This window comes from Sulfitobacter faviae (genome assembly GCF_029870955.1).
Taxonomy (GTDB): Bacteria; Pseudomonadota; Alphaproteobacteria; order Rhodobacterales; family Rhodobacteraceae; genus Sulfitobacter; species Sulfitobacter faviae.
The window spans coordinates 578,084-602,150 of record NZ_PGFQ01000001.1 but is presented as its reverse complement, the minus strand read 5'-3'; the positions used below and the strand labels follow the sequence as shown (position 1 = coordinate 602,150).

The window sequence follows — 24,067 nt, the reverse complement described above, 5'->3', positions numbered from 1 at the left end:
CTCAGACCTCCTTGCGCGCGTCGCCGCCCGCCCGGGCGAGATTGGCCTCGACCTCGGCCACGCTGTGTTCGTTCTCGGTATCGGTGATGCCTGCCATCAGCAGCCCAAGCTCCTTTTCGTCGGTCTGATCGGCGGCGCGTTCGCCCATGATCTGCCCGTCGAACATCACCGCGATGCGGTCCGACAGGGCGAGAATTTCCTCAAGCTCGACCGAGACCAGCAGGATCGCCTTGCCCTGATCGCGCAGGGCGATGATCTGCTCGTGGATAAATTCGATCGCGCCGATGTCGACACCACGGGTGGGCTGGCCGATGAGCAGAAGGTCGGGGTTGCGCTCGATCTCGCGCGCCAGAACGATCTTCTGCTGGTTGCCGCCCGAGAAATTCTTGGCGGCCAGCGTCGGGTCGGGCGGGCGCACGTCGAAACGGGCCATCTTGTCCTCGGCATCGGCGCGGATCGCCGCGTGGTCCATCAGCATGCCGCTGTTGAAACGGTCGTCGTGGTGGTAGCCGAAGACGTTGTTCTCCCAAGCCTGAAAATCCATGATCAGACCTTCGCGCTGGCGGTCTTCGGGCACATGGGCCACGCCGCGCGCGCGGCGCGACTGGCCGTCGCTTTTCTTGCCCGAGAGGTCCAGCGGGGTGCCGTTGAGCGTGACACTGCCGGTGCCGTCGGCATAGCCGCCCAGCACTTCCAAAAGTTCCGATTGGCCGTTGCCCGCAACGCCCGCAAGGCCCAGCACTTCGCCGGCGCGAATCTGCAGGTCGATCCCGCGCAGCCGCTCGACGCCCTTGTCGTCGACCACCCGCAGGCCCTTGATGTCGAGGATCACGTCGCCCGGGGTGGCGGGCTCTTTGTTGACGCGCAAGAGCACCTTGCGCCCGACCATCAGCTCGGCCAGTTCCTGGGGCGAGGTCTCGGCGGTTTTCACGGTGGCGGTCATCTGGCCGCGGCGCATGACCGACACGGTGTCGGTGATCTCCATGATCTCGCGCAGCTTGTGGGTGATCAGGATGATGGTTTTGCCTTCGGAGCGCAGACGCCCGAGAATGCGGAAGAGCTGGTCGGCCTCGGCCGGGGTCAGCACGCCGGTGGGCTCGTCGAGGATGAGGATATCGGCCTGCCGGTAGAGCGCTTTCAGAATTTCCACACGCTGCTGCATGCCCACGCCGATGTCCTGAATCTGCGCATCGGGGTCGACGTTGAGGCCGTAGTCCTTCGACAGTTCGATCAGCGTCTTGCGCGCCTTCGACAGCGAGGGCTTCAAGAGGCGGCCATCCTCGGCACCAAGGATGATGTTTTCGAGCACGGTGAAGTTTTCGACCAGCTTGAAGTGCTGGAACACCATGCCGATGCCGGCGGCGATGGCGGCCTGGCTGTCGGGGATCTCGGTCTTGCGGCCACCGATGTATATCTCGCCCGCGTCGGCCTTGTAGAAGCCGTAGAGGATCGACATCAGCGTCGATTTACCGGCGCCGTTCTCGCCGATGATGCCGTGGATCGTGCCCGGCATGACGCGGATGGAGATATCTTTGTTGGCCTGTACCGGGCCGAAGGCCTTGGAGATGCCCTTGAGTTCGATCGCGGGGGCGGTATCGGTCATGTCAAAAGGTCCTGCGGGCGTTGCAGCCCTTGATCTGGCGTTGGTCCATCGCTGCCCCGGTCACGCTGTGGGGTTTTAAAAGGGGCCGCGCCGATGATCGGCGCGGCCCCGGGGGTCGATTGTGGATAAATCGGGCTCAGAAGTCCAGTGCCGGGCAGCTGTCGTTCTCGTAGTAGGAGACCACTTTGATCTCGCCGTCGATGATCTTCTGGCGCGCGTCGTCGACAGCGGCCTTCATCTCTTCGGTCACGAGATCTTGGTTATGCTCGTCGATGGCAACGCCAACACCTTCTTCGGCAAGGCCAAGGGTCACGACTTCGCCGACCTCGAGGTCTTCGCCCGCCATCATCGCGTCATAGACGGCGACATCGACGCGTTTCAGCATGGAAGTCAGGACCTTGCCCGGGTGCAGGTGGTTCTGGTTGCTGTCCACGCCGATCGACAAGATGCCTTCGTCGGCGGCGGTTTGCAGCACGCCCACGCCGGTGCCGCCCGCGGCGGCATAGACCACGTCAGCGCCTTGGTTGATCTGGGCCTTGGTGATCTCGGAACCCTTCACCGGGTCGTTCCACGCGGCGGGGGTGGTGCCGGTCATGTTGGCGATGACAGTGGCGTCGGGGTTGGTCGCCTTGACGCCTTGGGCATAGCCGCAGCCGAAGTGGCGAATGAGCGGCACGTCCATGCCACCGACGAAGCCCACGGTGTCGCTCTCGGAGGCCATCGCGGCCATGACGCCGACGAGGTAGGAGCCTTCATGTTCGGCAAAGCTGACCTGACGCACGTTGGGCAGGTCGAGCCAGTTCACGTCGATCACGGCGAACTTGGTGTCGGGATAGTCGGGCGCGACGGTGGCCAGCGGATCGGCCATGGCGAAGCCCATGGTGATGATCGGGTTGGCACCGGATTCGGCGAAGCGGCGCAGGGCCTGCTCACGCTGCGCTTCGGACTGCATCTCGATCTCGGCGAATTTGCCGCCGGTTTCTTCGGCCCAGCGGGAGGCACCGTTGAAGGCCGCTTCGTTGAAGCTCTTGTCGAACTTACCGCCGAGGTCGAAGATCAGCGCCGGTTCAGCCGCTGCCGCGCCCGCGGTAAGCGCGAGGCCCGCAGCAGCGCCGAGGAATTTCGTCATGAGGGTCATTTGGTGTCTCCCGGGTTGTGGTGTCGGGCGGTCAATCAGATGCTGCCGCCACGGCGTTTGTGGATCATGTGATCAAGTATAATCTAGGGCGCAGGCGGGGGTAGGGTCAACCGCTTTTTGAGGGCAAGCCGCCCGGATCGCCAGCGTGACCATGGGTCAAGACGCGTTGCAGGATGCAGGCATCTACGGGTGGAACGCCGCTGCGTGCGTAATAGGCACGGCGGGTGGCGATTTGGGCAAAACCTTGATCCGCATAGAGCGCGCGGGCGGGCAGATTATCGGCAGCGACTTCGAGAAAGGCACTTTCGCAGTCGGCGGGCAGGGCCGCCAGCCAGTCGCGCAACAGGGCCCGGCCCAGCCCCCGGCGTTGCTGCGCAGGGTCCACGGCAAGGGTCAGCAATTCGGATTCGCCCGCGATGGTGCGGGTCAGGGCAAAGCCGCCCGGGCGGGTGAAAAGCTGCACGAAGGGGCTGTCGAGCAGGCCTGCGAACTCCGCCTCTTGCCACGGCCTGTCCTGGGTGAAGGCCGCAGCATGGAGCGCGGCGAGGGCCGCCGGTGTCACGGCAGCAGCACCGGGGCGGCGTCGCGGGCGGGGGCGGCATCGGCGGGGCGCAGGTAAAGCGGCGCAGGCCGCGGCAGATTGCTGGCAAAACGGCGCGCGGCGATGCGGGCGATGGCTTCGGCCACAGGCATCGCTGGCGGCTCTCCGCCCGCGCCGATCAGCGGGCCGGTGAAGGCCGGGAGGGCTGTGGCATCATGAAGCGCGGGCGCGGAAATGCCGGGGTTGTCAAAGCCTTGCAGGAATACCTGATCGCGGCGGGCATCCACCGCACAGGCGCAGGGGCCGTCATGGCCTTCGCGCAGCGCGTCGAAGGCATCGACACCGACTGCCGGGATGCCAAGACCAAGCGCCAGCCCACGGGCGGCAGAAACGGCGATGCGGATGCCGGTGAAATTGCCCGGTCCGATGCCGACGCCAAGCGCGGTGAGGTCGGCATAGGCCAGCCCGGCCTCGCTCAACAATTCCTCGCAAAGGACCATGATCCGCTCGGCCTGACCCTTGGTCATCAGCTCAGTGCGGGAGGCCAAGATCCGATCGCCCGACAGCAAAGCGGCCGCGCAATGCGCGGCCGATGTGTCAAAGGCCAGAATCAGCGGCCCGCTTGCGCCATGCTCAGGCAACCGGGCGCACCTCTGTGACCTCGGGGATGTAGTGGCGCAGCAGGTTCTCGATGCCCATTTTCAACGTCAGGGTCGAAGAGGGGCAACCGGCGCAGGCACCCTGCATATGCAGATAGACGACGCCACGCTCAAATCCGTGAAAGGTAATGTCGCCGCCGTCTTGGGCCACGGCGGGGCGCACGCGGCTGTCCAGCAACTCTTTGATCTGGCCGACGATTTCACCGTCTTCGCCGTCATGCGCGGCGTGGCCGGATGTGGGCTGGTGGTCAGAGGCCATGACCGGCTCGCCGGACTGGAAATGCTCCATGATGGCGCCGAGCAGGGCGGGTTTCACATGGTCCCATTCCACCGCGTCTTGCTTGGTCACGGTGACGAAATCAGTGCCGAAGAACACGCCGGTCACGCCCTCGACCGCAAAGAGCCGTTGGGCCAGCGGGGAGGTTGCCCCGGCTTCGGGGGAGGGGAAATCAGCGGTGCCCATCTCCAGCACGGTCTGACCCGGCAGGAACTTGAGCGTTGCGGGGTTCGGAGTGGATTCGGTCTGGATGAACATGGGGTGTACCTCGCTTTCGGCGTGGCTCCTGATATGCGCCTGCGCGGGCGGCAAGTCAAGGTTTAGAACCGTTCTAAATTGTGGCGCCGGGCATTAGGCGGGCGGCAGAGCGCTTAGGTGATCGCTTCGAGCCGTTCCTTGCTCAGATCGCCGGGCACGATGGTGATCGGCACGGGCAGGGCACCGGCAGAGCGCGACAATTGCGTGACCAGCGGGCCGGGGCCTTTCTTGCGGTCGCCGCTGGCGCCGAGCACCAGAACGCCGATGTCGGGGTCGTCGGACAGCTGCTGGATGATCTCATCCGTCGGTTCGCCCTCGCGGATGATCAGCTCAGGGTCGACGCCCTGTTTGTCGCGCATCCATTTGGCGAAGACCTCGAAATGCACCTCGATCCGTTCGCGGGCCTCTTCGCGCATCAGGTCGCCAACGCCGATCCAATGGTTGAACTCTTCGGGCGGGATCACCGAAAGCACGGCCACGCCGCCCCCGTGCGCGCCGCGCGCAGGGCGGCGAAACGCATGGCATTCAAACATTCGGTGCTATCGTCCAACACCACTAGGAATTTCCGCATCAAACCCTCTCTCCGCACCTCCTCCCGGTGCGGTGCGATCATGGCGCGGGCGGGCGGCGCTGGCAATTGCTTTTGCGCGCCGCTGCCGTCCGGGCCTTCAGCCGCGCTGACTTGCGGCCCAATCCCAATACATTTCACGCACCCGGCGCGTGACCGGGTTCTGGTTGTCCCCGGTGCCATATTGCGTCTCGTCAAAGGCGCTGACAGGCGTGACCTTCATCATATTGCCCGACAGAAAGACCTCATCGGCGGCGTGGAAATCGTCAAAGCTCAGGACGGTCTCATGCACCTTCATCCCCGCCTCGCGCATGTTCGACATATGCCGCGCACGGGTGATCCCGGCAAGGAAGGTGCCGTTGGGGATGGGGGTGAAAACCTCACCATCCTTGACCATGAAGACGTTGGCGCTGGCGCTTTCGGCGACATTGCCCATGGCATCGGCCACCAGGGCGTTGCCAAACCCTTTGGCGCGCGCCTCGACCATCATGCGGGCGTTGTTGGGGTAGAGACAGCCCGCCTTGGCATTGACCACGTTATCCTCCAGTACCGGGCGGCGGAAGCGGGTGCGGGTGAGGGTGGTCGCGGCCTCGGGCGGGGCCATGGGAATGGCCTCAAGGCTGATGGCAAAGCCGGTGGCCCCTTCGCGCGGCACGATCCCGAGCTCGTCACCCGCCAGCGCCCAATACATCGGGCGGATATAGACCGCCTGATCGCGCGAATAGCTCTTCAGCCCCTCGCGGCACATCTCAATCATATCCTCGGTCTCGACCGTGGGGGTGATCATCAGCGCGCGGGCTGAGCGGTTGATCCGCGCGCAATGCGCCTCAAGATCGGGGGCCAGCCCGTCGAACAGCCGCGCCCCGTCGAAAACGGTGGTGCCCAGCCATGCGCCGTGATCGGCGGCCCTGATGGTGGGCAGATCGCCGTCGTGCCATGCGCCGTTGAAATAGGTCTTGATGTCTGTGCCGGTGGCCATGTGACGATCCTCAGGAATTGCTTCGGTAGATGCCCTCGGGCAGGTTCAGTGCCGCCGTCAGATCGCTCAGCTGCGGGGGACAGGGTGATCTTGGCCACACGGTCGGTTCGGGCGTCCCATTGCTCGATCGTGATTTGTCCCGCAAAGGCAGAGACGGTGACGTCCTCGCGCAGGGGGGCGTCGGATTCGTCGATCAGGGTGATGACGGTGGCGTCAAATTCATGCTCGATGGTAAACATGAGGGCACATTAGGCTTTGTGCTCGCGAGCGCAAGACAGGCTTTGTGCTCGCGCGCGCAAGACAGGGTATGTGCTCACGAGTGCAAGACAGGGTTTGTGACGCCAAGCGCAAGACCGCCGTGGGGTGTCAAAGCGCCGTGAACGGGGGTGGCGGCGGCAGGGCGTCATGATAGACAGGTGGCTCAAGGAGCCCCGAGCGAGGATCAGCCGTGAAATTGTTTAATGCCCTTGGCGCATTTGCCGTCATCGCCCTGCTTTCTGCCTGTGAGGTGGCACCGATCCAAACAGGGCCGATCCCGGCCGACAGGCCGCAGACCACGGGGCAGGCGAGCTCGCGGCTGAGCGCGAGCGCGGCGGCGCGGAGCTTTGTTCAGGTGGTCCGCACGCTTGAACCCGTGGCCGAACGGGAGTGTCGCAACCGGACGACGGGGATGAACTGTGATTTCAATATCGTGGTCGACGACCGCCCCGGTCAACCGGCCAACGCCTTTCAAACGCTGGATGAAAATGGCCGCCCGATCGTGGCCTTTACGCTCGCGCTGATCGGCGATGCCCGCAACGAGGATGAGCTTGCCTTCGTCTTGGGCCATGAGGCCGCGCATCACATCGCGGGCCATATTGAACGGCAGCAGCAAAACGCCATGGCGGGGGCGGTGATCTTTGCCGGTCTCGCCACGCTCAGCGGGGGCGATGCCAATGCCGTGCGCACGGCGCAGGAATTGGGCGCAGAGGTCGGCGCGCGGCGTTATTCCAAGGATTTCGAGCTTGAGGCCGACGCCCTTGGCACGATCATCACCGCGCGGGCGGGCTATGACCCGCTGCGCGGCGCCGAGTTCTTTACCCGCATTCCCGACCCCGGCGACCGTTTCCTTGGCACCCATCCGCCCAATAACGCCCGGATCGATATCGTGCGGCGCACAATGGCGGGGCTGTAACGCTTTGCGCAAACTGGGGCAGGTGCTGAACGACCGCGGGTCGAAATATGCGGTGTCGGGCTGCCCTGCGCGTGACCGGGCCGAGGTGGATGCCGCGTTGAAAGACCTCAAACGCGACAAATCCTACGCGAAGGCCACGCATAACACTTGGGCGGTGCTCCTGTCGGATGGCGGCCCGCTCAAAGGCGACGATGGCGAATCCGGCGCGGGCATGGTGATCTTGCGAATGTTGGAGCGCGAGGGGCTGACCGATCATCTGATCGTCGTCACCCGCTGGTACGGTGGCAAACATCTGGGCGGCGACCGTTTTCGCCATGTGCAGACCTGCGTGCGGGCCTATCTGGATGAGGCCGCGGGCTAAAGGCTGAGCGCGATGGCGGCAAAGAAACAGGCCGTGGCGACCAGCACGAAGACATGCCAGATCGCGTTTTGATAGCGCATCCCGGGATGGGCATAGACCAAGGTACCCGCCGAATAGGTCAGCCCGCCCGCGGCCACCAGCGCCAGTGCCGCTCCCGGCAGATTGTGCCACATCGGGTAGATCAGCAGCACCGAGAGCCAGCCCATGCCGAGGTAGAGCGCGAGTGATCCGCGCGCATCGGTGCGCCAGAACCAGAGCTTGGCCACCGCGCCGATCACCGCCAGCGCCCAGACCACGCCAAGGATGCCATAGGCAAAGCCAGAGCCGATCACCATCACCAGCGGCGTATAAGTGCCCGCGATCTTAAAGTAGATCGCCGCATGATCGACCCGGCCCAGAAAGGCGCGGCTGCGGTCGAAGGGCAGCAGGTGGTAGACGGCAGATGCAGTGAAAGAGGCAAGGATGCAGCCTGCGTAGATCGCCGTGGCGGTCAATTGCCCCTCTTGCCCGGCGGCATGGATCATCAAAAGGATGCTGGCGGGAATGGCGAAGCCAAGGCTCAGCACATGCACGGTGCCGTCGGCCAAAGTCTCAGCGATGGAGGTCGGATAGCCCATGACAGAAAGGTAGCAGCGAAACCGCACCCTGCCATGGGTGACGAAAGGTAAAGCGCAGGGCCCGATGGATCAGCGCGGTTTGTTGCCGTCGATCCAGCGCGACATCAGGGTTTTGTCGCGAAAACACTCCTGCGGGACATCGCGGCGTTTCAACCGCGCGATGCGTTCGGCAAAAGCGACCTGTTTGGCGGACGGGTAGGCGGCAAAGGGCCCCTCCAACGCTTGCGGTTTATGGGCGTCGATCCATTCCGAGACCGCCGCGCGATCCGCTTCGATGCCTTTGGGAAGCTCTTCGCCCGTTCGCTTGGCGAGGGACTGGGCGTATTGCATCTGTTTTTCGGTCGCGGGCATGCGGCGGTCGGCCTGTTTGGGCTGCGCGCTATCGCTGCCACGGGGCGGGCGACCTTGCTGCTCAAGGTCGAAGATGCCGGGAAACTGAGGTTGAAAAGACATGTGGTCATTCCTCTGCTACTGCGTTCTACATATAGAACAGAAAGGGAACATGTTCAAGTCTCTCCGCAATCTCGCCCTTCCATGGTGGTATATCTAGTAGCGGGGGTGTTTTGTTCCGCAATATCTGTGATGCGTGCGCTATCGTAGCTGTTCCGCCGCCTCTGCGATCAGGTCCGCCGTCTTCACCATCCGCGCGGGCAGGGGCCGCCCGCGCCGGGAGGCGAGCCAGAGGTCATGCCAACGCCGCTTGGGCAGAGGCAGCAGCCTGAGCCGGTCCTTGGCGGCAAAGGTTTCGACCCCGCTGCGGGGCAAAAGCGTATAGCCCACGCCCCGCGCCACCGCCGCCGGGATCTGGCCGATCTGGTTCACATAGCCACGCAGGCGCATCCGGTCGGCCCCCGGATAGCTGTCCGGGAAATTTAACTGGAGCAGATCGTCGGCATAGGCGAAGCCATCGGGATGAGCGATGAAGCCCCGGCTTTCGAGATCGGCAAAACTTTCTATCTGTTCCAATGCATTAACCGGCAGCACGAGGCAAAGTTCCTCGCGCCCCAGATGCCGGGCCTCTAGCCTTGCATGGGCCGGGTCATCGGCCAGCACGCCCAGATCAAACCGCCCATCGAGCAGCCCGGCGCGGATTGTGGCTTGGGGGGCGGCTTCGAGATGGAGGGAGAGGTCGGGCGCTTGGGCCATCCACTCCAGCAGCAGCGGCTGAAGCAGCATGGCGAAACTGCCGGAGCAGGCGATATGCACCACGCCCCGGTCGGGCAGGTCGGTCGCGATGCGTTCGCGCAGGCGCTGCTCTTCGCGGCGGCGGGCAAGGCCGGTTTCAAACAGCGCTTCGCCCGCCGGGGTCAGGGTGAAACTTTTGCCCTCGCGCGCGATCAGCGGCTGTCCCAATTGGTCTTCCAGCTTGCGCAGATGCTGCGACACCCCCGGCTGGGTCATGTTGAGCCGCTGCGCCGTGCGGGTGAAATGGCCGGTCTCGCAAAGGGTGGTGAAGGTCTCAAGCCAGGTGGCGTTCAGCATGGCAAACGGTTCGTTATGATTTCGATGAGATTTGATAATTTCACATGTGGGGTGCGCCTGTCTATCTCAACCTCAACGCAAACAGGAGACCGCATATGACCACCCCCCGTACCTTTTCCCACATCGGCCTGTCCGTGCCGGACCTCGACGCCGCCGTGAAGTTCTATTCCGAAGTTCTCGGGTTCTATGTCGTGATGCAGCCCACCGAAGCGGTGGAAGAAGACACCGCCATCGGCGTCATGTGCACCGATGTCTTCGGCCCCGGCTGGGGATCGCTGCGCATCGCCCATTTGGCGACAGCGGATGGCATCGGGATCGAAATCTTCGAGTTCCCCGGCAACTACGCCCCCGAAGAAAAGCTGGAGCATAAGCGCCACGGCACCTTCCACTTCGCCATCCAAGACCCCGATGTCGAAGGTCTGCTGGAGCGGATCATCGCGGCGGGCGGCAAGCAGCGGATGCCGGTGCGGGAATATTTCCCGGGCGAGAAACCCTACCGCATGGTCTATGTCGAAGACCCGTTCGGCATCGTCTTCGAGCTTTATAGCCACAGCTATGAGCTGACCTATTCGGCAGGCGCCTACGCCTGAGAGCAGCCCGCGGGGCGTCAGGTGATCTGACGTCCCCAAAGGTCGTATTCGCCCGCCTCTTCGACTTCGACGGTGACGATATCGCCGACCTTGAGGTTCTGGAAATCCTCGTCAATGAAGAGATTACCGTCGATCTCGGGCGCGTCGGATTTGGTGCGGCAGGTGGCGGCGTCTTCGTCGATCTCATCCACGATCACGTCGAGGCGTTTGCCGACCTTGGCGGCGAGCTTGGCCTCTGAAATCGCTTGCGCCTTTTCCATGAAGCGCTCCCAACGGTCTTGTTTGATCTCAGGCGCCACATGATCCGGCAGCGCGTTCGACCGCGCGCCTTCGACGTTTTCGTATTGGAAGCAGCCGACCCGGTCGAGCTGCGCCTCGTCCAGCCAATCGAGCAGGGTCTGGAATTCCTCCTCAGTCTCACCCGGGTAGCCGACGATGAAGGTTGAGCGCAGGGTGATGTCGGGGCAGGTGTCGCGCCATGCGGCGATCTCGTCCAGTGTTTTCGACGCGGCGGCGGGGCGGGCCATGCGTTTCAGCACGTCCGGATGCGCGTGCTGGAAGGGGATGTCGAGGTAGGGCAGTACGAGGCCTTCGGCCATGAGCGGGATCAACTTGCGCACATGCGGGTAGGGGTAGACGTAGTGCAGCCGCACCCAGGCGCCGAGCGACCCGAGATCACGGGCCAGATCGGTGATATGGGCACGGTGGCCGCGGTCTTCGGCATGTTTGATGTCGACCCCGTAGGCGGAGGTGTCTTGGCTGATGACCAGCAGTTCCTTGACGCCATTATTGACCAGCCGCTCGGCCTCGCGCATCACCGCATGGGCCGGGCGCGATTGTAGGCGGCCCCGCATGTCAGGGATGATGCAGAACTTGCACTTGTGGTTACAGCCCTCGGAAATCTTGAGGTAGCTGTAGTGCCGTGGGGTGAGCGAGACCTGCTGCGCGGGCAGGAGGTCGATGAAGGGATCGGGCGCGGGCGGCACCGCGCCATGCACCGCGTCGAGCACCTGTTCGTATTGATGCGGGCCCGTGACGGCGAGGATGCGAGGGTGATGTTCGCGGATATAATCCGGCTCGGCCCCGAGGCAGCCGGTGACGATGACCTTGCCGTTTTCCGTGAGCGCCTCGCCGATGGCATCAAGGCTTTCGGCCTTGGCGCTGTCGAGAAAGCCGCAGGTGTTCACGATCACCGCATCGGCGCCCGCGTAATCGGGCGAAACGCCATAGCCCTCGGCGCGAAGCCGGGTCAGGATGCGTTCGGAATCGACCAATGCCTTGGGACAGCCGAGGCTGACCATGCCGATGGTCGGCTGGCCGGGGCGGGCGGGATCGCTGATCTTCGCCTGCGGGGCGAGGTCGGGGCGCAGATTGGGTGGGTTTGTGCTCATGGCTTGCGCTATAAGGCAAGCGGATGAGCGGGGAAAGAGCCGCCGGGCAGGAGGAGAGAGCCATGAGATGGATTATACGGGTCATCGGCGCGCTGTTGCTGATCGTCGTGATCATGCTGGGGGCGCTGTTCCTGCTGCCCGGCGAACGGATCGCGCGGATCGCCAGTGAGCAACTCAGCCGGATGACCGGGCGGGAGGTGTCGATCACCGGCGATGTGGGCGTGACGCTCTGGCCGGTGCTGGGGGTGACCGCAGGCGGGCTTGAGGTCGGCAATGCCGATTGGACCGATAAGGGCGCGCTGCTGACGGCGGCCAATGCCGCGATTGGGGTGGACGCGGGCGCGCTTTTGCGCGGTGAGATACGCATCACCAATATCGCGGCGCAAAGCCCGGTGATCCGGTTAGAGCAACGTCTTGATGGGCGCGCAAGCTGGCAGTTCACCGATAGCGCCAGCGGCGCGCGGATCGAGACCGAGAGCGCGCCGAGCGCCAGCCGCCGCCCGCTGAGCATTCAGAAGCTGACGGTGACCGATGCCACGCTGATCTATGACGCCGAAGGGGCGGACTTGCTGCGCTATGATGGTGTCAATCTGGCGCTGGACTGGCCCGAACGGGGCGGGGCGGCGGAGATCACCGTCAGCATGGCGCCAGCGAGCGAGCCGGTTAAGCTTGCCGCGCGGATCGAAGGATTTGCGGATTTTCTGGAGGGCGGCGTGCAGCCGCTGCGGGCGGAGGTTGCGACGGGCGGGGGTGAAGCCCTGTTCGACGGGCGCGGCGCGCTCAACGGGGCGCTGGCGGGGGATATCCGCATAGACAGCCCCGATACGGCGCGGTTTCTGGCGTCGCTCGGCGCGGGCACTGTGACGCTGCCGCGCGGTTTGGGCCGGTCGGTCGATCTGCGCTCTGGGCTGACCCTGACGGCGGATCGGCGTCTGTCGCTGCGCAATCTCACGGTGGATTTGGGCGGCAACAGCCTGACCGGGCAGGCCGATTTGGCCCTGAACGGCACGCCGCGGATCACCGCAAACCTGCGGACCGGGGCGCTGGACCTCTCGGCCCTGTCCGAGGAAAGCGAACAGGCCGCAGGCGCCGACAGCACCGTCACGGCGGAGACAGAGGGCTGGTCACGGCAAGAGATCAACGCCGACTGGCTCGCCGCCTTTGACGGGAACATCGCGCTGAGCGCGGAAAGCATTGATTTGGGGCAGCTCGACCTTGGCCCCACCCGCGCCGTGCTGCGCAATGAGCGCGCACGAATGGTCTTTGATCTACAGGATATGAACACCTATGGCGGCAAGGTTGCGGGGGAGTTTGTGATGAACAACCGCGATGGCCTGTCCGTGGGCGGCAAGCTGCAAGCGCAGAACGTGCAGATGCGCGACCTGCTGGAGGATACCGCCGGGGTGACGCGCTTTACCGGGGCGGGCGATGCCGAACTGTCGTTCCTCGGGTGGGGCAGTCCATTGACGCGATCATGCGCTCGCTCAGCGGCTCTGGCGCGCTGACCATGGGGCGCGGCACGATTGCGGGGATCGACTTGGACGCGCTGCTTGGCTCGGTCGATGCCGAAGGCGGCAGCACGGTGTTCGATTCCGTCCAAGCGACATTCGACATCGCCAAGGGCGTTTTGCGCAACGACGATCTGCTGATGCTGCTGCCGAACTTCAACGCGACGGGGGCAGGGCAGGTCGATCTGGGGGCGCAGAGGCTGGACTATACGGTCACGCCCAAGGCGCTGCGCGTCAATGCGTCGCGCGGTGGGCTGGCGGTGCCGGTGCGGATTAGGGGGCCTTGGGCCGACCCTGAGATCAAGGCCGATCTGCGCGCCGCGATCGACCTGAACTTTGCCGAGGAAAAGCAGCGAGCCGAGGATGTTGTGCGCCAGAAAATACAGGAGGAATTGAACATCGCACCCGACGACAACCGCTCGACCGAGGATATCGTGAAGGATGAGTTGGAGAATGCGGTCAGACGCGAGTTGTTCAAACTGTTCGACTAGGCGCCCCCCGCCGCCCCCTGCCGCCGCATGACGAAACTCATGGTGGCGTAGCCGGGCGGGCTGCGGTAAGGCTGACGCGACATTCTAGGAGAGGCGCAATGGCCAACGATCTTTTCAACAGCTTCATGACCGGCCCCGACGAACAGGGCCGTTTCGGCGATTTCGGCGGGCGCTTTGTCTCGGAAACGCTGATGCCGCTCATTCTTGAGCTGGAAGAGCAATATGAGAAGGCCAAGACCGACGACAGTTTCTGGGCCGAGATGCACGACCTCTGGACCCATTACGTTGGCCGCCCCAGCCCGCTCTATCATGCCGAACGGCTGACCGAGCATCTGGGCGGTGCCAAGGTCTATATGAAGCGCGACGAGTTGAACCACACCGGCGCGCATAAGATCAACAACGTGCTGGGGCAAATCATCCTCGCCCGCCGCATGGGCAAGAAACGCATCATCGCCGAGACCGGGGCGGGCCAGCACGGTGTGGCCACGGCGACGGTCTGCGCCAAGTTCGGCCTGAAATGCGTGGTCTACATGGGCGCGCATGATGTGGAGCGGCAGGCCCCCAACGTCTTCCGCATGCGCCTTTTGGGCGCCGAGGTGGTCCCGGTGACCTCCGGGCGCGGCACGCTGAAGGACGCGATGAACGACGCGCTGCGCGACTGGGTGACCAACGTGCGCGACACTTTCTACTGCATCGGCACCGTGGCCGGGCCGCACCCCTATCCGGCGATGGTTCGCGACTTCCAGTCGATCATCGGCAAGGAAGTCCGCACCCAGATGGAAGAGGCCGAGGGCCGTCTGCCCGACACGGTGATCGCGGCCATCGGTGGCGGCTCTAACGCCATGGGGCTGTTCTACCCCTTCCTCGACGACAAATCGGTCAACATCATCGGCGTCGAGGCCGGCGGCAAGGGCGTGGACGAGAAGATGGAGCATTGCGCCTCGCTCACCGGTGGGCGTCCGGGCGTGCTGCATGGCAACCGCACCTACCTTTTGCAGGACGACGACGGGCAGATCCTCGAAGGTTATTCGATCTCTGCCGGGCTCGACTATCCCGGCATTGGCCCTGAGCATTCCTGGCTGCATGACATCGGCCGTGCGCAATATGTCTCGATCACCGACCGCGAGGCGCTGGAGGCGTTCCAGCTGTGCTGCGCGCTTGAAGGGATCATCCCGGCGCTGGAGCCGAGCCACGCGCTGGCCCATGTGCTGAAGATCGCGCCGGAGCTGCCCAAGGATCACCTGCTGGTGATGAATATGTGTGGCCGTGGCGACAAGGACATCTTCACCGTTGCCCGCGCATTGGACTTCGACATGGGTGAATTCGCCTAAATTCCCATCCGAATCCGAGTCGAGTTAGACGGGTCCGCGTGAAAACGCGGGCCCGTTTTTTATGTGACAACGCGCGGTACGTGATTTGCGCATAAACTTTGGGCAGGGGCCAAAGTTGTTTGCTGAAAAAGCGCGAAAAAACTTTCACATCGCGAAAAGACCGGCTAGCCTTTCGTTGCAGCCCGCGCGCCTGCCCGCGAAACCCCGTTTCGCCCTTGCAGGCTTGACGCTAAGGCAATCCACCCCCGTTTTTCGCGCCCGATTGGCTTCGTAAACCAAAGTTTATGACGCTCTTACAGGGGTTTAGATCGGACGATTTAAACCCGGGGCAGATAGCCAATCCCCACTCGAATGCCCTTTTCTCTGTCATCCCAACGACGCCGCGTCACCGATGAGCAGCTCGCAACCCAACCCGGGACTGAAAGGAACACGACATGAAAAACGCATTCGCAACCGCCGCACTGATCCTTGCCACCGCAGGCACAGCCGCTTTCGCACAGGGCATGGAAGGCCAGCAGGTCGGCTATACCGCAGATAACGCAGACGCCGCCTATTCGACACGCAACGTCACTTCCGACGCTCTGAGCTTTGACGACCTGCGCGCCGAAACACCTGCCGAGGCAACAGCGACCGTATTCGTCACCACGCAAGACGCACAAGAAGATGGCCGTTTCGTCCGCTAAACGCGGGCCACGGCTCCTCCCCCTAACTTTCTCCCCCGAAAGGCTAAAACGATGAAAAAGACACTCGCAACAACCGCACTGATCCTCGCCACCGCAAGCACTGCTGCTTTCGCTCAAGGCATGGAAGGCCAGCGCATCGGCTATAACGACAAGACCGACAATGGCGTTTCCTACTCCAGCCGCAGCGAAGCCGTGGATGAGACCAAGCTGGAAATCTTCCAAGACGGTATCCTGCGCGCCGAAGACCTCTCCGACGTGACCATCACCGTCTTCCCGACCGCGCAGAGCGACGCTTCGGTCAACCGTTTCCCGCGCTGATCACTGCGCGACCCTAACTTTCTCCCGAAAGGACACGACATGAAAAAGACACTCGCAACCACCGCCCTGATCCTTGCCACAGCAGGCTCCGCCGTTTTCGCACAGGGCATGGAAGGCCAGCAAATCGGCTATAACGACAAAGCTGATGCAGGCGTTTCCTACGCCAGCCGCAACGACGCGGTCGACAATGTGAAACTGGACATCTTCAACAGCGGCACCTTCCGCGCAGAAGACACATCCGACGTGACCGTCACCGTCTTCCCCGCCGCGCAAGACGCCGAGAAAGTGAACCGTTTCCCGCGCTGATATCGGCTCGATGCCTGCTAAGGTATTGCGGGAAAACAGTCTTCCGGCCAGTCAAGCAACCCTGAACTGGCCTCAAGAGAATGCACTCGCCCCCGGGGCGGGTGCCAAATCACTAAGGGTTGATCAAGGCGCATGCCCGCCATCCCTTGCACTTCGGTGCGCCGCGGTTAAATACGGCGAACACCAAGGCAAGGCTTCACCATGAATAATAAGAAAAAGATCGCACTGTGGGTTATCGCCGCTCTACAGTTCAACGCCACTGTCTATTTCGTGCTCGTTTTTGCACTGGAGGGGCGCGGCGTGACGCTTTTCGGCACCCCGCTGGCTGACATTGGGCCGAACAAGGGCGTTCAGGTTTTGGGTCTGATTCTCGGGGTCGTTCTGGGCTGGATGGCACTGCGGATGAGCCTCCAGCGGGCCGAGCGGGCAGAGACGGCGCTGCGTCATTGTACGGTGGAATTCGCCGATGTGCTCGAAGAACACTTTCGCGAATGGCACCTCACCCCGGCAGAGCGGGACGTGGCGATTTTCCTCACCAAGGGTTTGAATACACGCGATATTGCTGAGATGCGGGGCACGTCCGAAGGGACCGTGAAGGCGCAGACCAATGCGATTTACCGCAAGGCGGGCGTGACCGGGCGGACCCAGCTTCTCAGCACCTTTATCGAAGACTTGATGGACGATTCCCTGATGCCGCGTCCCAAGTCGAAACTGCAACTCTGCCACGCGGCCTAAGGGCGGCGTGGCGGCTCAGCGCGTCAGTTCCAGAATATCGAAATCGCTTTCCACTGCGGGTGACGGGAACAACAGCCGCGCGCGGGTGGGGCTGACCCGCTGGAACACGGCCACGTCGCTTTGCACTTTGCCGCCTGAGGTGAAATCTTCGGGTAGATCGGCATAATCGGGCGGCGTTTCGCCCCGCACATAGCCCACCCCGGCATAGATCGCGCGGCCTTCGCGCAGGGTAATCTCGCCCTTGGTAAGCTGTGATCCGGTGAGTTTTGCAAAGGTGAAACCGCGATTGCTGGCGGTAAAGCGGCATTTGAACGGGCTATAGGCCACAAGCGGGCTGATCCCGCCCAGCTTGATCGTGCGGCAAGACCAATCGCCCTGCAAATCGGCGGAGAATGCGACCTGAGGCTGCCCAGAGAGGGCGCGGGTCAAGATCGCCACATCCCCCGCGTCGCCCCCGTTCAGCGCTTGCATCATGGCATCGCCAAAGGCGGCGTCGAAGGTCTCTAACCGGGCACTATCGGCGGGGCGGAGCGTGGTTTCCGCCCAAGCGGTGACGGGCAGAAGCAGCAGGAGGGGCAAGAGGCGCAGGCGCATGGTTAATCCTCACTTAGGGTCGATGGCATGGTCGCGCAGTACCTCCAGCGGCACGATATCGAGCGCGCGCAGATGCGTGGCGGCCAGATGCACCCGCGGGGCACAGCCCTCATCCGCGGCTTGCAGGAACCGCGCGGCACAAAGGCACCATGCGTCGCCCGGCTTCAGCCCGGCAAAGCCGAACTCGGGGCGCGGGGTGCTGAGGTCATTGCCGACATATTTTGAATAGGCCAGAAACTCCGCCGTCATCACCGCGCAGACCGTATGGCTGCCCTGATCCTGCGCGCAGGTGTTGCAATGGCCATCGCGGAAAAAGCCCGTGACCGGATCGGTCCCGCAGATGGCGAGGGGCTGGTTCAGAACGTTGATGCTGTCCTCTGGGGTCATGGCTTCCTTTCTGTCTCAGCTTTCCTCATCGAGTGAGGCCGCGATCTGGCGGAAAATCTCGATGTTCTGTTCCGCCACCCCGGCCTCACGGAATTTACGGTCGGCGGCATTGGTGGCGATGACCACATCGCGGGCGCCGTCGACATAGATGTACTGCCCATAGATGCCGCGCGCCATATATTCCCCCTCGGGCGCGCCCTGCGGGATCCACCATTGGTAGCCATAGCCGATGCGGCCCTCGGCGGTGGGGGCGGTGGGGCTGGTCGATTCTGTTACCCAGTCTTCGGGCACGATTTGCTGGCCGTTCCATTCCCCACCTTGGGCGAACATCTGGCCGAAACGGGCATAGTCGCGCGTTGTCATATTAAGGCCCCCGAGCACGAAGGCGGTGCCGGAGCCATCGACGATGTAATAGGGCGCATGTTCCAGCCCCAAGGGCGCGATGACCTTCTCGCTCAACAACTCAGGCACGCTGCGCCCGGTGGCACCGCGCACCACCATGCCGATCACATGGGTGTCGATCGACACATATTGCCACTGGCTGCCCGGCGCGGTGAAGGTCTCGGACAATTCGGCGGTGAAATCGTCGAGCTTGCCACCAAGCGCCACCACCCGGCCCATGCGGTTGATGTCCGAATCGTAGTCTAGATAATCTTCGTCAAAGGTGACGCCGCTGGCCATATGCAGCACGTTGCGCAGGCTGGCCCCGTCATAGGCGCTGCCCTTCAGGCTGGGGGCATATTTGGTCACCGGATCGTCGAGGGATGCGATCTGGCCCTCCTCCAGCAGGATGCCAACGAGCGCCGAAAGATAGCTTTTCGCCACCGACCAGCTGATGCGGCGGTCCTCGGGGCCGGTGCCTTTGAAGTAGTTCTCATAGACGATGGCACCGTCTTTCAGCACCACCAGCGCGGTCACGTCACGGGCCGCGATCCAGTCGTCCACCGCCTCGGGCAGTTCGGTTTCGGGGCCATAGGGAAGCTCGGTCGTCAGCCCGTCTCCGCGCGAAACGGGGGCGGAGAGGAAAGCGCCGTCCATATGGCTGAAGTTGTGGACGATCTTCTCTTCGGAGAAGAGCGAGTTCACCGCCAAGAGCCGTTCGATCTCTTCCCGCTTCCAAAGGCCGATGACGATGGCCGCCAGCAAAAGCGCCAGCAAGACCCGGCCGAGCCATTTTCCGAATGTACGCATGATATCCCCCCTGTTGGCCCGCAGTGAACCACGACGCGGGGGCGGGGGCCAGCCCGACATTGCGTCAGGAGGGACGTCAGCAGGGGCGCCAGTAGGGGCGTGAGGCCGAAAGCGTCAGCGGAAGCGGTCCATCAGCTTTTGCAGCGGCGATTGGGGCTCTGCCTCCGGCTCGGGTTTGCTGGGGGCGGGCTTGGGCTGGGCTTCGGTGGGTTTCTTAGGCCCCTTGCTGCCGGTGCCCGAGCGGGGCGGGGCCACGCGCAGCGCCACGGCATTCATGAACCGCCCGGTGTCGCCTCGTGCAAGATCCGCCGCCCCGTCCGAGACACCGCGCAGCACATCGTCCAGCCAACCTTCGTCTGCTTTGGGAAAGTCGCGCAGCACATAGCCCGCCACCGCGTCCTTATGGCCGGGATGGCCGATGCCCATGCGCACGCGGTCATAGTCCGCCCCGATATGCGCGTGGATCGAACGCAGCCCGTTGTGGCCTGCATGGCCGCCGCCGGTCTTGCATTTGACCTTGCCGGGGGCGAGGTCCAATTCGTCATGAAAAACAATCACATCAGCGGGGTCGATCTTGTAGAACTTCATCGCCGCCTGAACCGACTGGCCGGAGTTGTTCATAAAGGTTTCGGGCTTGAGCAGCACCGCCCGGTCAGAGCCGAAACGCCCCTCGCTGACGCTGCCCTGAAACTTGCCCTTCCACGCAGAAAACCCGTGATCTTCGGCAATGCGGTCCAGCGCCATGAAGCCGATGTTGTGACGGTTGCGGGCATATTTCGCGCCCGGATTGCCGAGGCCGACGATCAGTTTCATGGGCGAGGTCTCCTTTGGTTTCGCCTATCTTAACAAGCGGGGCGGTAGAATGTCCCCAAGGTCGCCGGAATTTTTTGAAAATTCCGGGGCGATTTCTTTGAAAGAAATCGGGCCCCAAACGCAAAACGGGGCCGCGTGATGCGACCCCGTTTCAGCACAGCCTTGCGGCGCGCTATCATTCACCGTCGGGCGGGCCCATTTCGGTTGTCGGCACTTCGTCCGCTGCCGTGTCGTCATCGTCGTCATCCGACGCGGCCAGACCAGCAGGTGCAGAGATCGTTGCGACGACGAAGTCGCGGTCGATCGTGGGTTTCACACCTTCGGGCAGGTCGACGCGGCTGATGGTCGCGCTGTCGCCGATTTCGAGGCCGGAGATGTCGACGGTCACATGCTCGGGGATGTCCGCGGCGGTGACGACCAGTTCAACTTCCGGGCGGACCAGAGTGAGCACGCCACCCTTTTTCAGGCCGGGGCATTCTTCTTCGCCTTTGACGTCGACGTTGATGAACAGGTTGATCTTGGTGGTCCGCTTGAGGCGCATCAGGTCGATGTGCGTGGGCAGGTCCTTGACAACGTGGCGCTGAACGTCGCGGCAGATCACACGAACGTCGTCGTGGCCTTCAACCTTGAGGTTGAACAGGGTCGCTTTGAAGCGGCCTGCGCGCAGCTTGGTTAGCAGCTTGTTGAAGGGGATGTTGATCGGCAGCGGCTCTTTGTCGCCACCAAATACGATACCAGGAACCATGCCGTCACGACGTGCTTGGCGAGCGGCGCCCTTGCCTGTCCCCGCGCGTACCTGGGCTTCAAGATCAGGAATCTCTCCGGCCATTTTAGTCTCCAAATTTGTTAGGGCGGGAATCCTCCAAGGCTGTATTCCCGCGTGAAGCCGCGCGTATAGACCGGTTTTGCCCGGCTGGAAAGGGCAAAAGGGCGGGGGCGGCGCTATTCCTGCGGCGTCTGCAGATAGCCGTCCGCCGCCATGAGCCGGTCATAGAGGGCGAACTCCTTGGCGCGTGCGGCGCGCAGGCGGGATTCGACCTCCTGCGACAGGGGCGCGGGCAGATCGGGGGAGACGTTCTTGGGCTTGAGCTTGACCTCCCGCCCCAGTCTTTCGGCCAGAAAATCGCGAAAGGCCGGTTGGCGTTCATAGGCGAAGAGGTGCTCGACCAGCAGGTTGCCATGGTCAGAGGTCAGAAAGGAAAACTGGCTGCCGATCTGCGCGCGGGGCGGGGGCGTGTCGGAAATCACTTCAAGCGCGAAGTCCTCGAAACTCAGCCCCTTGGTGCTGAGCGGTTTGCCATCCAGCCGGGGCTGGCTGCGGTAGCGATACCAGCTTCGGATTTGCTCGACAGGGTTACGCATCACCGCCAAAGCCTCGGGGGAGGCCGAGAAGGTTTCCTGCAAAAAGGGCAGGACGCGCCGCCGATAGCGCAGGGCAGTCAGATGTTTGCGGCCCCGCGAAAAGATGATCTCGGCCTCGGGTTTTAGCGCCATTTCGACAGCGGTGGTCCCGGTTTTTGGCGTGGCGAGAAAGGTAAGGTTGCGGCTGAGAAAGATCAGCATGTGCCCGGATCGCGCGGGCGTTCCTGCCAGTCACCGCCGAAGTTGCGCGGGATCAGCAGGTTGTGCCGCCCGAGGTTGGCAATCTGCGTCTCTCCGCAAAGCGCCATGGTCAGATCCAACTCGCGGTGGATCACCTCCAGCGCGCGGGTCACGCCCGGCTGGCCCATCGCGCCCAGCCCATAGATGAAGGCGCGCCCGATGTAGGTGCCCTTGGCCCCCATAGCCATGGCTTTGAGCACGTCTTGACCCGAGCGGATACCGCCATCGAGATGCACTTCGATCTGGTCGCCCACCGCATCGAGGATCTCTGGCAGCATGCGGATCGAGCTTAGCGCCCCATCGAGCTGCCGCCCGCCGTGGTTGCTCACGATGATCGCATCGGCCCCGACTTTCAGCGCCATGCGCGCATCCTCGGCATCCAGAATGCCCTTGAGGATGACCTTGCCGCCCCATTGTTCTTTGATCTTGGCGATCTTGTCCCAATCGAGAGAAGGGTCGAACTGTTCCGCCGTCCAAGCACCAAGGTCGGCGTTGTCGGTGACCCCATGCACATGGCCCACGATATTGCCGAAATGCCGCCGCTTCGCGCCCAGCATCTCGCGCCCCCAGCCCCATTTGGTGGCAAGGTTGGCGAGCGTCTTTACCGTCAGTTTGGGCGGGGCGGAGAGGCCGTTCTTCAGGTCTTTGTGGCGCTGTCCGAGGATTTGCAGATCAAGCGTGATGACGAGGGCCGAACAGTTCGCGTCCTTCGCGCGCTGGATCAGGCGGCTGACATAGTCCTGGTCGCGCATGGTATAGAGTTGAAACCAAAAGGGTTTCGTCGTCGCCTCTGCCACGTCTTCGATAGAGTTGATGGACATGGTCGACAGGGTAAAGGGCACGCCAAAGGCTTCGGCTGCGCGCGCGGCCTTGATTTCCCCGTCGGCACATTGCATCCCCGTCAGGCCCACGGGGGCGAGGGCCACCGGCATGGCCACGTCCTCGCCGATCATCTGCGTCGCCGTGCTGCGCCCCGACATATCCACGGCGACCCTCTGGCGCAGGCGGATTTGGTCAAAGTCGCTGCAATTCTCACGGAAAGTCTGCTCGGTCCAGCTGCCCGATTCCGCGTAGTCGTAGAACATCTGCGGGACGCGGCGTTTGTAGATACGTTTGAGATCGTCGATGCTGGTGATGACGGGCATGGGCCACCTGTGCTGAATGGGTTAACTTTTGGTAGCAACTGGTGGGGGCTTGGCAATTGGGAAGGCTGCGGCGACGAAAAAGCCCGCGCGGCCAGTGGGGCAGCGCGGGCTTGGGGTCGTTTGCAGAGGCGAGGGGTTTACGCTGAATGCGCCCCGTCGGCCAGTGATTTCACAAAGCCCAGCACATCTTCTGCGCTGTCGCCATTGGCGATCCGGCTGACGATGGCCGAACCGATCACAACACCGTCGGCCACTTCGGCGATGGCGCGGGCTTTCTCGGGCGTGTTCACGCCAAAGCCCACGATGACGGGCAGGCCGCTGGCCTTTTGGATGCGCGCCACCTCGGGCGAGACATCCGCGGCATTCGCCTCGGCCGAGCCGGTGATGCCGGTGATCGAGACATAATAGACGAAGCCGGAGGTGTTCTGCACCACGCGCGGCAGGCGCTTGTCGTCTGTCGTGGGGTGGCGAGGCGGATGAAGTTCAACCCGGCGTCCTGCGCGGGCAGGCAAAGCTCGAGGTCTTCTTCGGGCGGCAGGTCGACCACGATCAACCCGTCGATCCCGGCGTCTTTGGCCTCTTTCAGAAACGTCTCGACGCCCATGGAATAGATCGGGTTGTAATAGCCCATCAGCACGATCGGGGTCGTGTCGTCATTTTCGCGGAAGGCGCGGACCATTTCCAACGTGCGGTTCAGCGTCATGCCCCCTTCGAGGGCGCGTTGACCGGCAAGCTGGATCGTCGGGCCATCGGCCATCGGATCGGTGAAGGGCAGGCCAAGTTCGATGATGTCGACCCCGGCAGCGGGCAGGCCGCGCACGATTTCCAGCGAACGGTCGAAATCCGGGTCGCCCGCCATCACATAGGAGACAAACGCCTTTTTGCCGCGGGCGCGGAGGTCTTCGAATTTGGCGTCGATACGGGTCATGTGGCTTGCCTCATTTGGTGCTTTCCTCGGCAATGCCGAATGTCGCGGTGAAAATCAATCCACCGCGGGGCAGAGGGCGGCAAAATTCGCCTCCCGTGGGCGCCTATGGCACGCAGCGCCCTTCCATTTTGCGCAAAGCATCCTATCTCATGGGCCATGAATTATGTACTCGCCCTTTTCCTGCCGCCGCTGTCGATCCTGCTGATCGGACGGCCGATCCTGTCTATCGTGGTCTTCCTGATCTGGTTGCCTGCGATCATCTTCTCGGGCGGGTTGACGCATCCGATGTTCATCCTGCTGGCTTGGATCCTGATCTATCAGGCGCATCAGGACCGACGCGCGCGCTGAGTCTTGCGCTTTGCGGCCCTTACCCCTAACACACGCGCAGCTTTTATAG

General features: G+C 63.2%; 28 protein-coding genes and 3 pseudogenes. 11 read left to right on the top strand and 20 right to left on the bottom strand.

The window, feature by feature from the left end; genetic code table 11:
* Position 1: 1 nt before the first annotated feature.
* The 8 genes and pseudogenes from CUR85_RS03240 to CUR85_RS03205 form a co-directional block, all read right to left on the bottom strand.
* A complete protein-coding gene (locus CUR85_RS03240) occupies positions 2-1,603 on the bottom strand; it encodes an ABC transporter ATP-binding protein (RefSeq protein ID WP_067263575.1) in 1,602 nt (533 codons plus the stop codon).
* Positions 1,604-1,739: 136 nt separating this feature from the next.
* The gene (locus CUR85_RS03235) at positions 1,740-2,741 is read right to left on the bottom strand and encodes a BMP family lipoprotein (RefSeq protein ID WP_067263570.1); all 1,002 of its coding nucleotides are present in this window, start codon (positions 2,739-2,741) and stop codon (positions 1,740-1,742) included.
* Positions 2,742-2,847: 106 nt separating this feature from the next.
* Positions 2,848-3,303 carry a GNAT family N-acetyltransferase gene (locus tag CUR85_RS03230; RefSeq protein WP_067263583.1) on the bottom strand — a complete coding sequence of 152 codons (456 nt, stop codon included), beginning with the start codon at positions 3,301-3,303 and terminating at the stop codon, positions 2,848-2,850.
* A complete protein-coding gene (tsaB, locus tag CUR85_RS03225) occupies positions 3,300-3,923 on the bottom strand; it encodes a tRNA (adenosine(37)-N6)-threonylcarbamoyltransferase complex dimerization subunit type 1 TsaB (protein WP_136720414.1) in 624 nt (207 codons plus the stop codon). Before tsaB ends, CUR85_RS03230 begins: the two co-directional genes overlap by 4 nt.
* Positions 3,916-4,476, bottom strand: a complete 561-nt coding sequence (locus tag CUR85_RS03220; protein WP_067261530.1) for a NifU family protein — start codon at positions 4,474-4,476, stop codon at positions 3,916-3,918. The genes tsaB and CUR85_RS03220 overlap by 8 nt, the downstream gene beginning before the upstream one ends.
* Before the next feature lie 113 nt (positions 4,477-4,589).
* Positions 4,590-5,047, bottom strand: a pseudogene (locus CUR85_RS03215) (universal stress protein).
* Between the two features lie 97 nt (positions 5,048-5,144).
* On the bottom strand, positions 5,145-6,023 hold the full coding sequence (locus tag CUR85_RS03210; protein WP_280321656.1) for a branched-chain amino acid aminotransferase: 879 nt from the start codon (positions 6,021-6,023) through the stop codon (positions 5,145-5,147).
* Positions 6,024-6,033: 10 nt separating this feature from the next.
* Positions 6,034-6,262: pseudogene (locus CUR85_RS03205) on the bottom strand (hypothetical protein).
* 209 nt (positions 6,263-6,471) lie between these two features.
* Here CUR85_RS03205 and CUR85_RS03200 point away from each other — a divergent pair.
* Both CUR85_RS03200 and CUR85_RS03195 read left to right on the top strand, forming a co-directional pair.
* A complete protein-coding gene (locus tag CUR85_RS03200; RefSeq protein ID WP_067261535.1) occupies positions 6,472-7,197 on the top strand; it encodes a M48 family metalloprotease in 726 nt (241 codons plus the stop codon).
* A gap of 4 nt (positions 7,198-7,201) precedes the next feature.
* Positions 7,202-7,558, top strand: a complete 357-nt coding sequence (locus CUR85_RS03195; RefSeq protein ID WP_067261536.1) for a YigZ family protein — start codon at positions 7,202-7,204, stop codon at positions 7,556-7,558.
* Here the strand turns inward: CUR85_RS03195 and trhA are convergent.
* The 3 genes from trhA to CUR85_RS03180 all read right to left on the bottom strand — a co-directional run bounded on the left by trhA (position 7,555) and on the right by CUR85_RS03180 (position 9,657).
* Positions 7,555-8,175 (bottom strand): PAQR family membrane homeostasis protein TrhA, encoded by a 621-nt coding sequence (gene trhA, locus CUR85_RS03190; RefSeq protein WP_067261538.1) that lies wholly within the window; start codon positions 8,173-8,175, stop codon positions 7,555-7,557. The two genes, CUR85_RS03195 and trhA, sit on opposite strands and share 4 nt — an antisense overlap.
* 69 nt (positions 8,176-8,244) lie before the next feature.
* Entirely contained in the window at positions 8,245-8,628 is a 384-nt protein-coding gene (locus CUR85_RS03185) for a hypothetical protein (RefSeq protein WP_082851951.1), read from the bottom strand.
* Positions 8,629-8,766: 138 nt separating this feature from the next.
* Positions 8,767-9,657 carry a LysR family transcriptional regulator gene (locus CUR85_RS03180; RefSeq protein ID WP_067261540.1) on the bottom strand — a complete coding sequence of 297 codons (891 nt, stop codon included), beginning with the start codon at positions 9,655-9,657 and terminating at the stop codon, positions 8,767-8,769.
* Positions 9,658-9,752: 95 nt separating this feature from the next.
* Between CUR85_RS03180 and CUR85_RS03175 the strand changes: the two genes are divergently transcribed.
* Complete coding sequence (locus tag CUR85_RS03175) at positions 9,753-10,247, top strand: lactoylglutathione lyase family protein (protein ID WP_067261541.1); 495 nt, start codon at positions 9,753-9,755, stop codon at positions 10,245-10,247.
* Positions 10,248-10,264: 17 nt separating this feature from the next.
* Here the strand turns inward: CUR85_RS03175 and rimO are convergent, their stop codons facing one another.
* Entirely contained in the window at positions 10,265-11,638 is a 1,374-nt protein-coding gene (gene rimO, locus CUR85_RS03170; protein ID WP_067261543.1) for a 30S ribosomal protein S12 methylthiotransferase RimO, read from the bottom strand.
* A 62-nt stretch (positions 11,639-11,700) separates the two neighbouring features.
* Between rimO and CUR85_RS03165 the strand changes: the two genes are divergently transcribed.
* The 7 genes from CUR85_RS03165 to CUR85_RS03135 all read left to right on the top strand — a co-directional run bounded on the left by CUR85_RS03165 (position 11,701) and on the right by CUR85_RS03135 (position 17,010).
* Positions 11,701-13,143 (top strand): AsmA family protein, encoded by a 1,443-nt coding sequence (locus CUR85_RS03165; RefSeq protein ID WP_280321651.1) that lies wholly within the window; start codon positions 11,701-11,703, stop codon positions 13,141-13,143.
* Complete coding sequence (locus CUR85_RS03160) at positions 13,113-13,637, top strand: AsmA-like C-terminal region-containing protein (RefSeq protein ID WP_280321649.1); 525 nt, start codon at positions 13,113-13,115, stop codon at positions 13,635-13,637. The genes CUR85_RS03165 and CUR85_RS03160 overlap by 31 nt, the downstream gene beginning before the upstream one ends.
* Positions 13,638-13,735: 98 nt before the next feature.
* Positions 13,736-14,968 (top strand): tryptophan synthase subunit beta, encoded by a 1,233-nt coding sequence (trpB, locus tag CUR85_RS03155; protein ID WP_067263216.1) that lies wholly within the window; start codon positions 13,736-13,738, stop codon positions 14,966-14,968.
* A 434-nt stretch (positions 14,969-15,402) separates the two neighbouring features.
* Entirely contained in the window at positions 15,403-15,651 is a 249-nt protein-coding gene (locus CUR85_RS03150) for a hypothetical protein (protein WP_067263219.1), read from the top strand.
* Positions 15,652-15,702: 51 nt separating this feature from the next.
* Complete coding sequence (locus CUR85_RS03145; protein ID WP_067263221.1) at positions 15,703-15,969, top strand: hypothetical protein; 267 nt, start codon at positions 15,703-15,705, stop codon at positions 15,967-15,969.
* A gap of 39 nt (positions 15,970-16,008) precedes the next feature.
* Complete coding sequence (locus CUR85_RS03140) at positions 16,009-16,275, top strand: hypothetical protein (protein ID WP_067263223.1); 267 nt, start codon at positions 16,009-16,011, stop codon at positions 16,273-16,275.
* A 201-nt stretch (positions 16,276-16,476) separates the two neighbouring features.
* Entirely contained in the window at positions 16,477-17,010 is a 534-nt protein-coding gene (locus CUR85_RS03135) for a helix-turn-helix transcriptional regulator (protein ID WP_067263225.1), read from the top strand.
* A 15-nt stretch (positions 17,011-17,025) separates the two neighbouring features.
* On the opposite strand, the gene CUR85_RS03130 is transcribed toward CUR85_RS03135, so the two are convergent.
* From CUR85_RS03130 to trpA, 8 genes and pseudogenes are all read right to left on the bottom strand, one after another.
* On the bottom strand, positions 17,026-17,604 hold the full coding sequence (locus CUR85_RS03130) for a DUF4893 domain-containing protein (RefSeq protein WP_067263228.1): 579 nt from the start codon (positions 17,602-17,604) through the stop codon (positions 17,026-17,028).
* A gap of 9 nt (positions 17,605-17,613) precedes the next feature.
* Complete coding sequence (locus CUR85_RS03125; protein WP_067263230.1) at positions 17,614-17,991, bottom strand: DUF2237 family protein; 378 nt, start codon at positions 17,989-17,991, stop codon at positions 17,614-17,616.
* A gap of 15 nt (positions 17,992-18,006) precedes the next feature.
* Positions 18,007-19,182 (bottom strand): serine hydrolase domain-containing protein, encoded by a 1,176-nt coding sequence (locus CUR85_RS03120; RefSeq protein WP_067263232.1) that lies wholly within the window; start codon positions 19,180-19,182, stop codon positions 18,007-18,009.
* 114 nt (positions 19,183-19,296) lie between these two features.
* Positions 19,297-19,995: an aminoacyl-tRNA hydrolase gene (pth, locus tag CUR85_RS03115; protein ID WP_136720417.1), complete on the bottom strand. Its 699-nt coding sequence runs from the start codon at positions 19,993-19,995 to the stop codon at positions 19,297-19,299.
* A 175-nt stretch (positions 19,996-20,170) separates the two neighbouring features.
* Entirely contained in the window at positions 20,171-20,824 is a 654-nt protein-coding gene (locus CUR85_RS03110; protein WP_067261682.1) for a 50S ribosomal protein L25/general stress protein Ctc, read from the bottom strand.
* A 113-nt stretch (positions 20,825-20,937) separates the two neighbouring features.
* Positions 20,938-21,558: a hypothetical protein gene (locus CUR85_RS03105; RefSeq protein WP_067261683.1), complete on the bottom strand. Its 621-nt coding sequence runs from the start codon at positions 21,556-21,558 to the stop codon at positions 20,938-20,940.
* Positions 21,552-22,742 carry an alpha-hydroxy acid oxidase gene (locus tag CUR85_RS03100; protein WP_067261685.1) on the bottom strand — a complete coding sequence of 397 codons (1,191 nt, stop codon included), beginning with the start codon at positions 22,740-22,742 and terminating at the stop codon, positions 21,552-21,554. Before CUR85_RS03100 ends, CUR85_RS03105 begins: the two co-directional genes overlap by 7 nt.
* 137 nt (positions 22,743-22,879) lie before the next feature.
* A pseudogene (gene trpA, locus CUR85_RS03095) lies at positions 22,880-23,670 on the bottom strand (tryptophan synthase subunit alpha).
* Between the two features lie 156 nt (positions 23,671-23,826).
* Here trpA and CUR85_RS03090 point away from each other — a divergent pair.
* The gene (locus CUR85_RS03090) at positions 23,827-24,018 is read left to right on the top strand and encodes a hypothetical protein (protein ID WP_067261693.1); all 192 of its coding nucleotides are present in this window, start codon (positions 23,827-23,829) and stop codon (positions 24,016-24,018) included.
* The last annotated feature ends 49 nt before the right edge of the window (positions 24,019-24,067 follow it).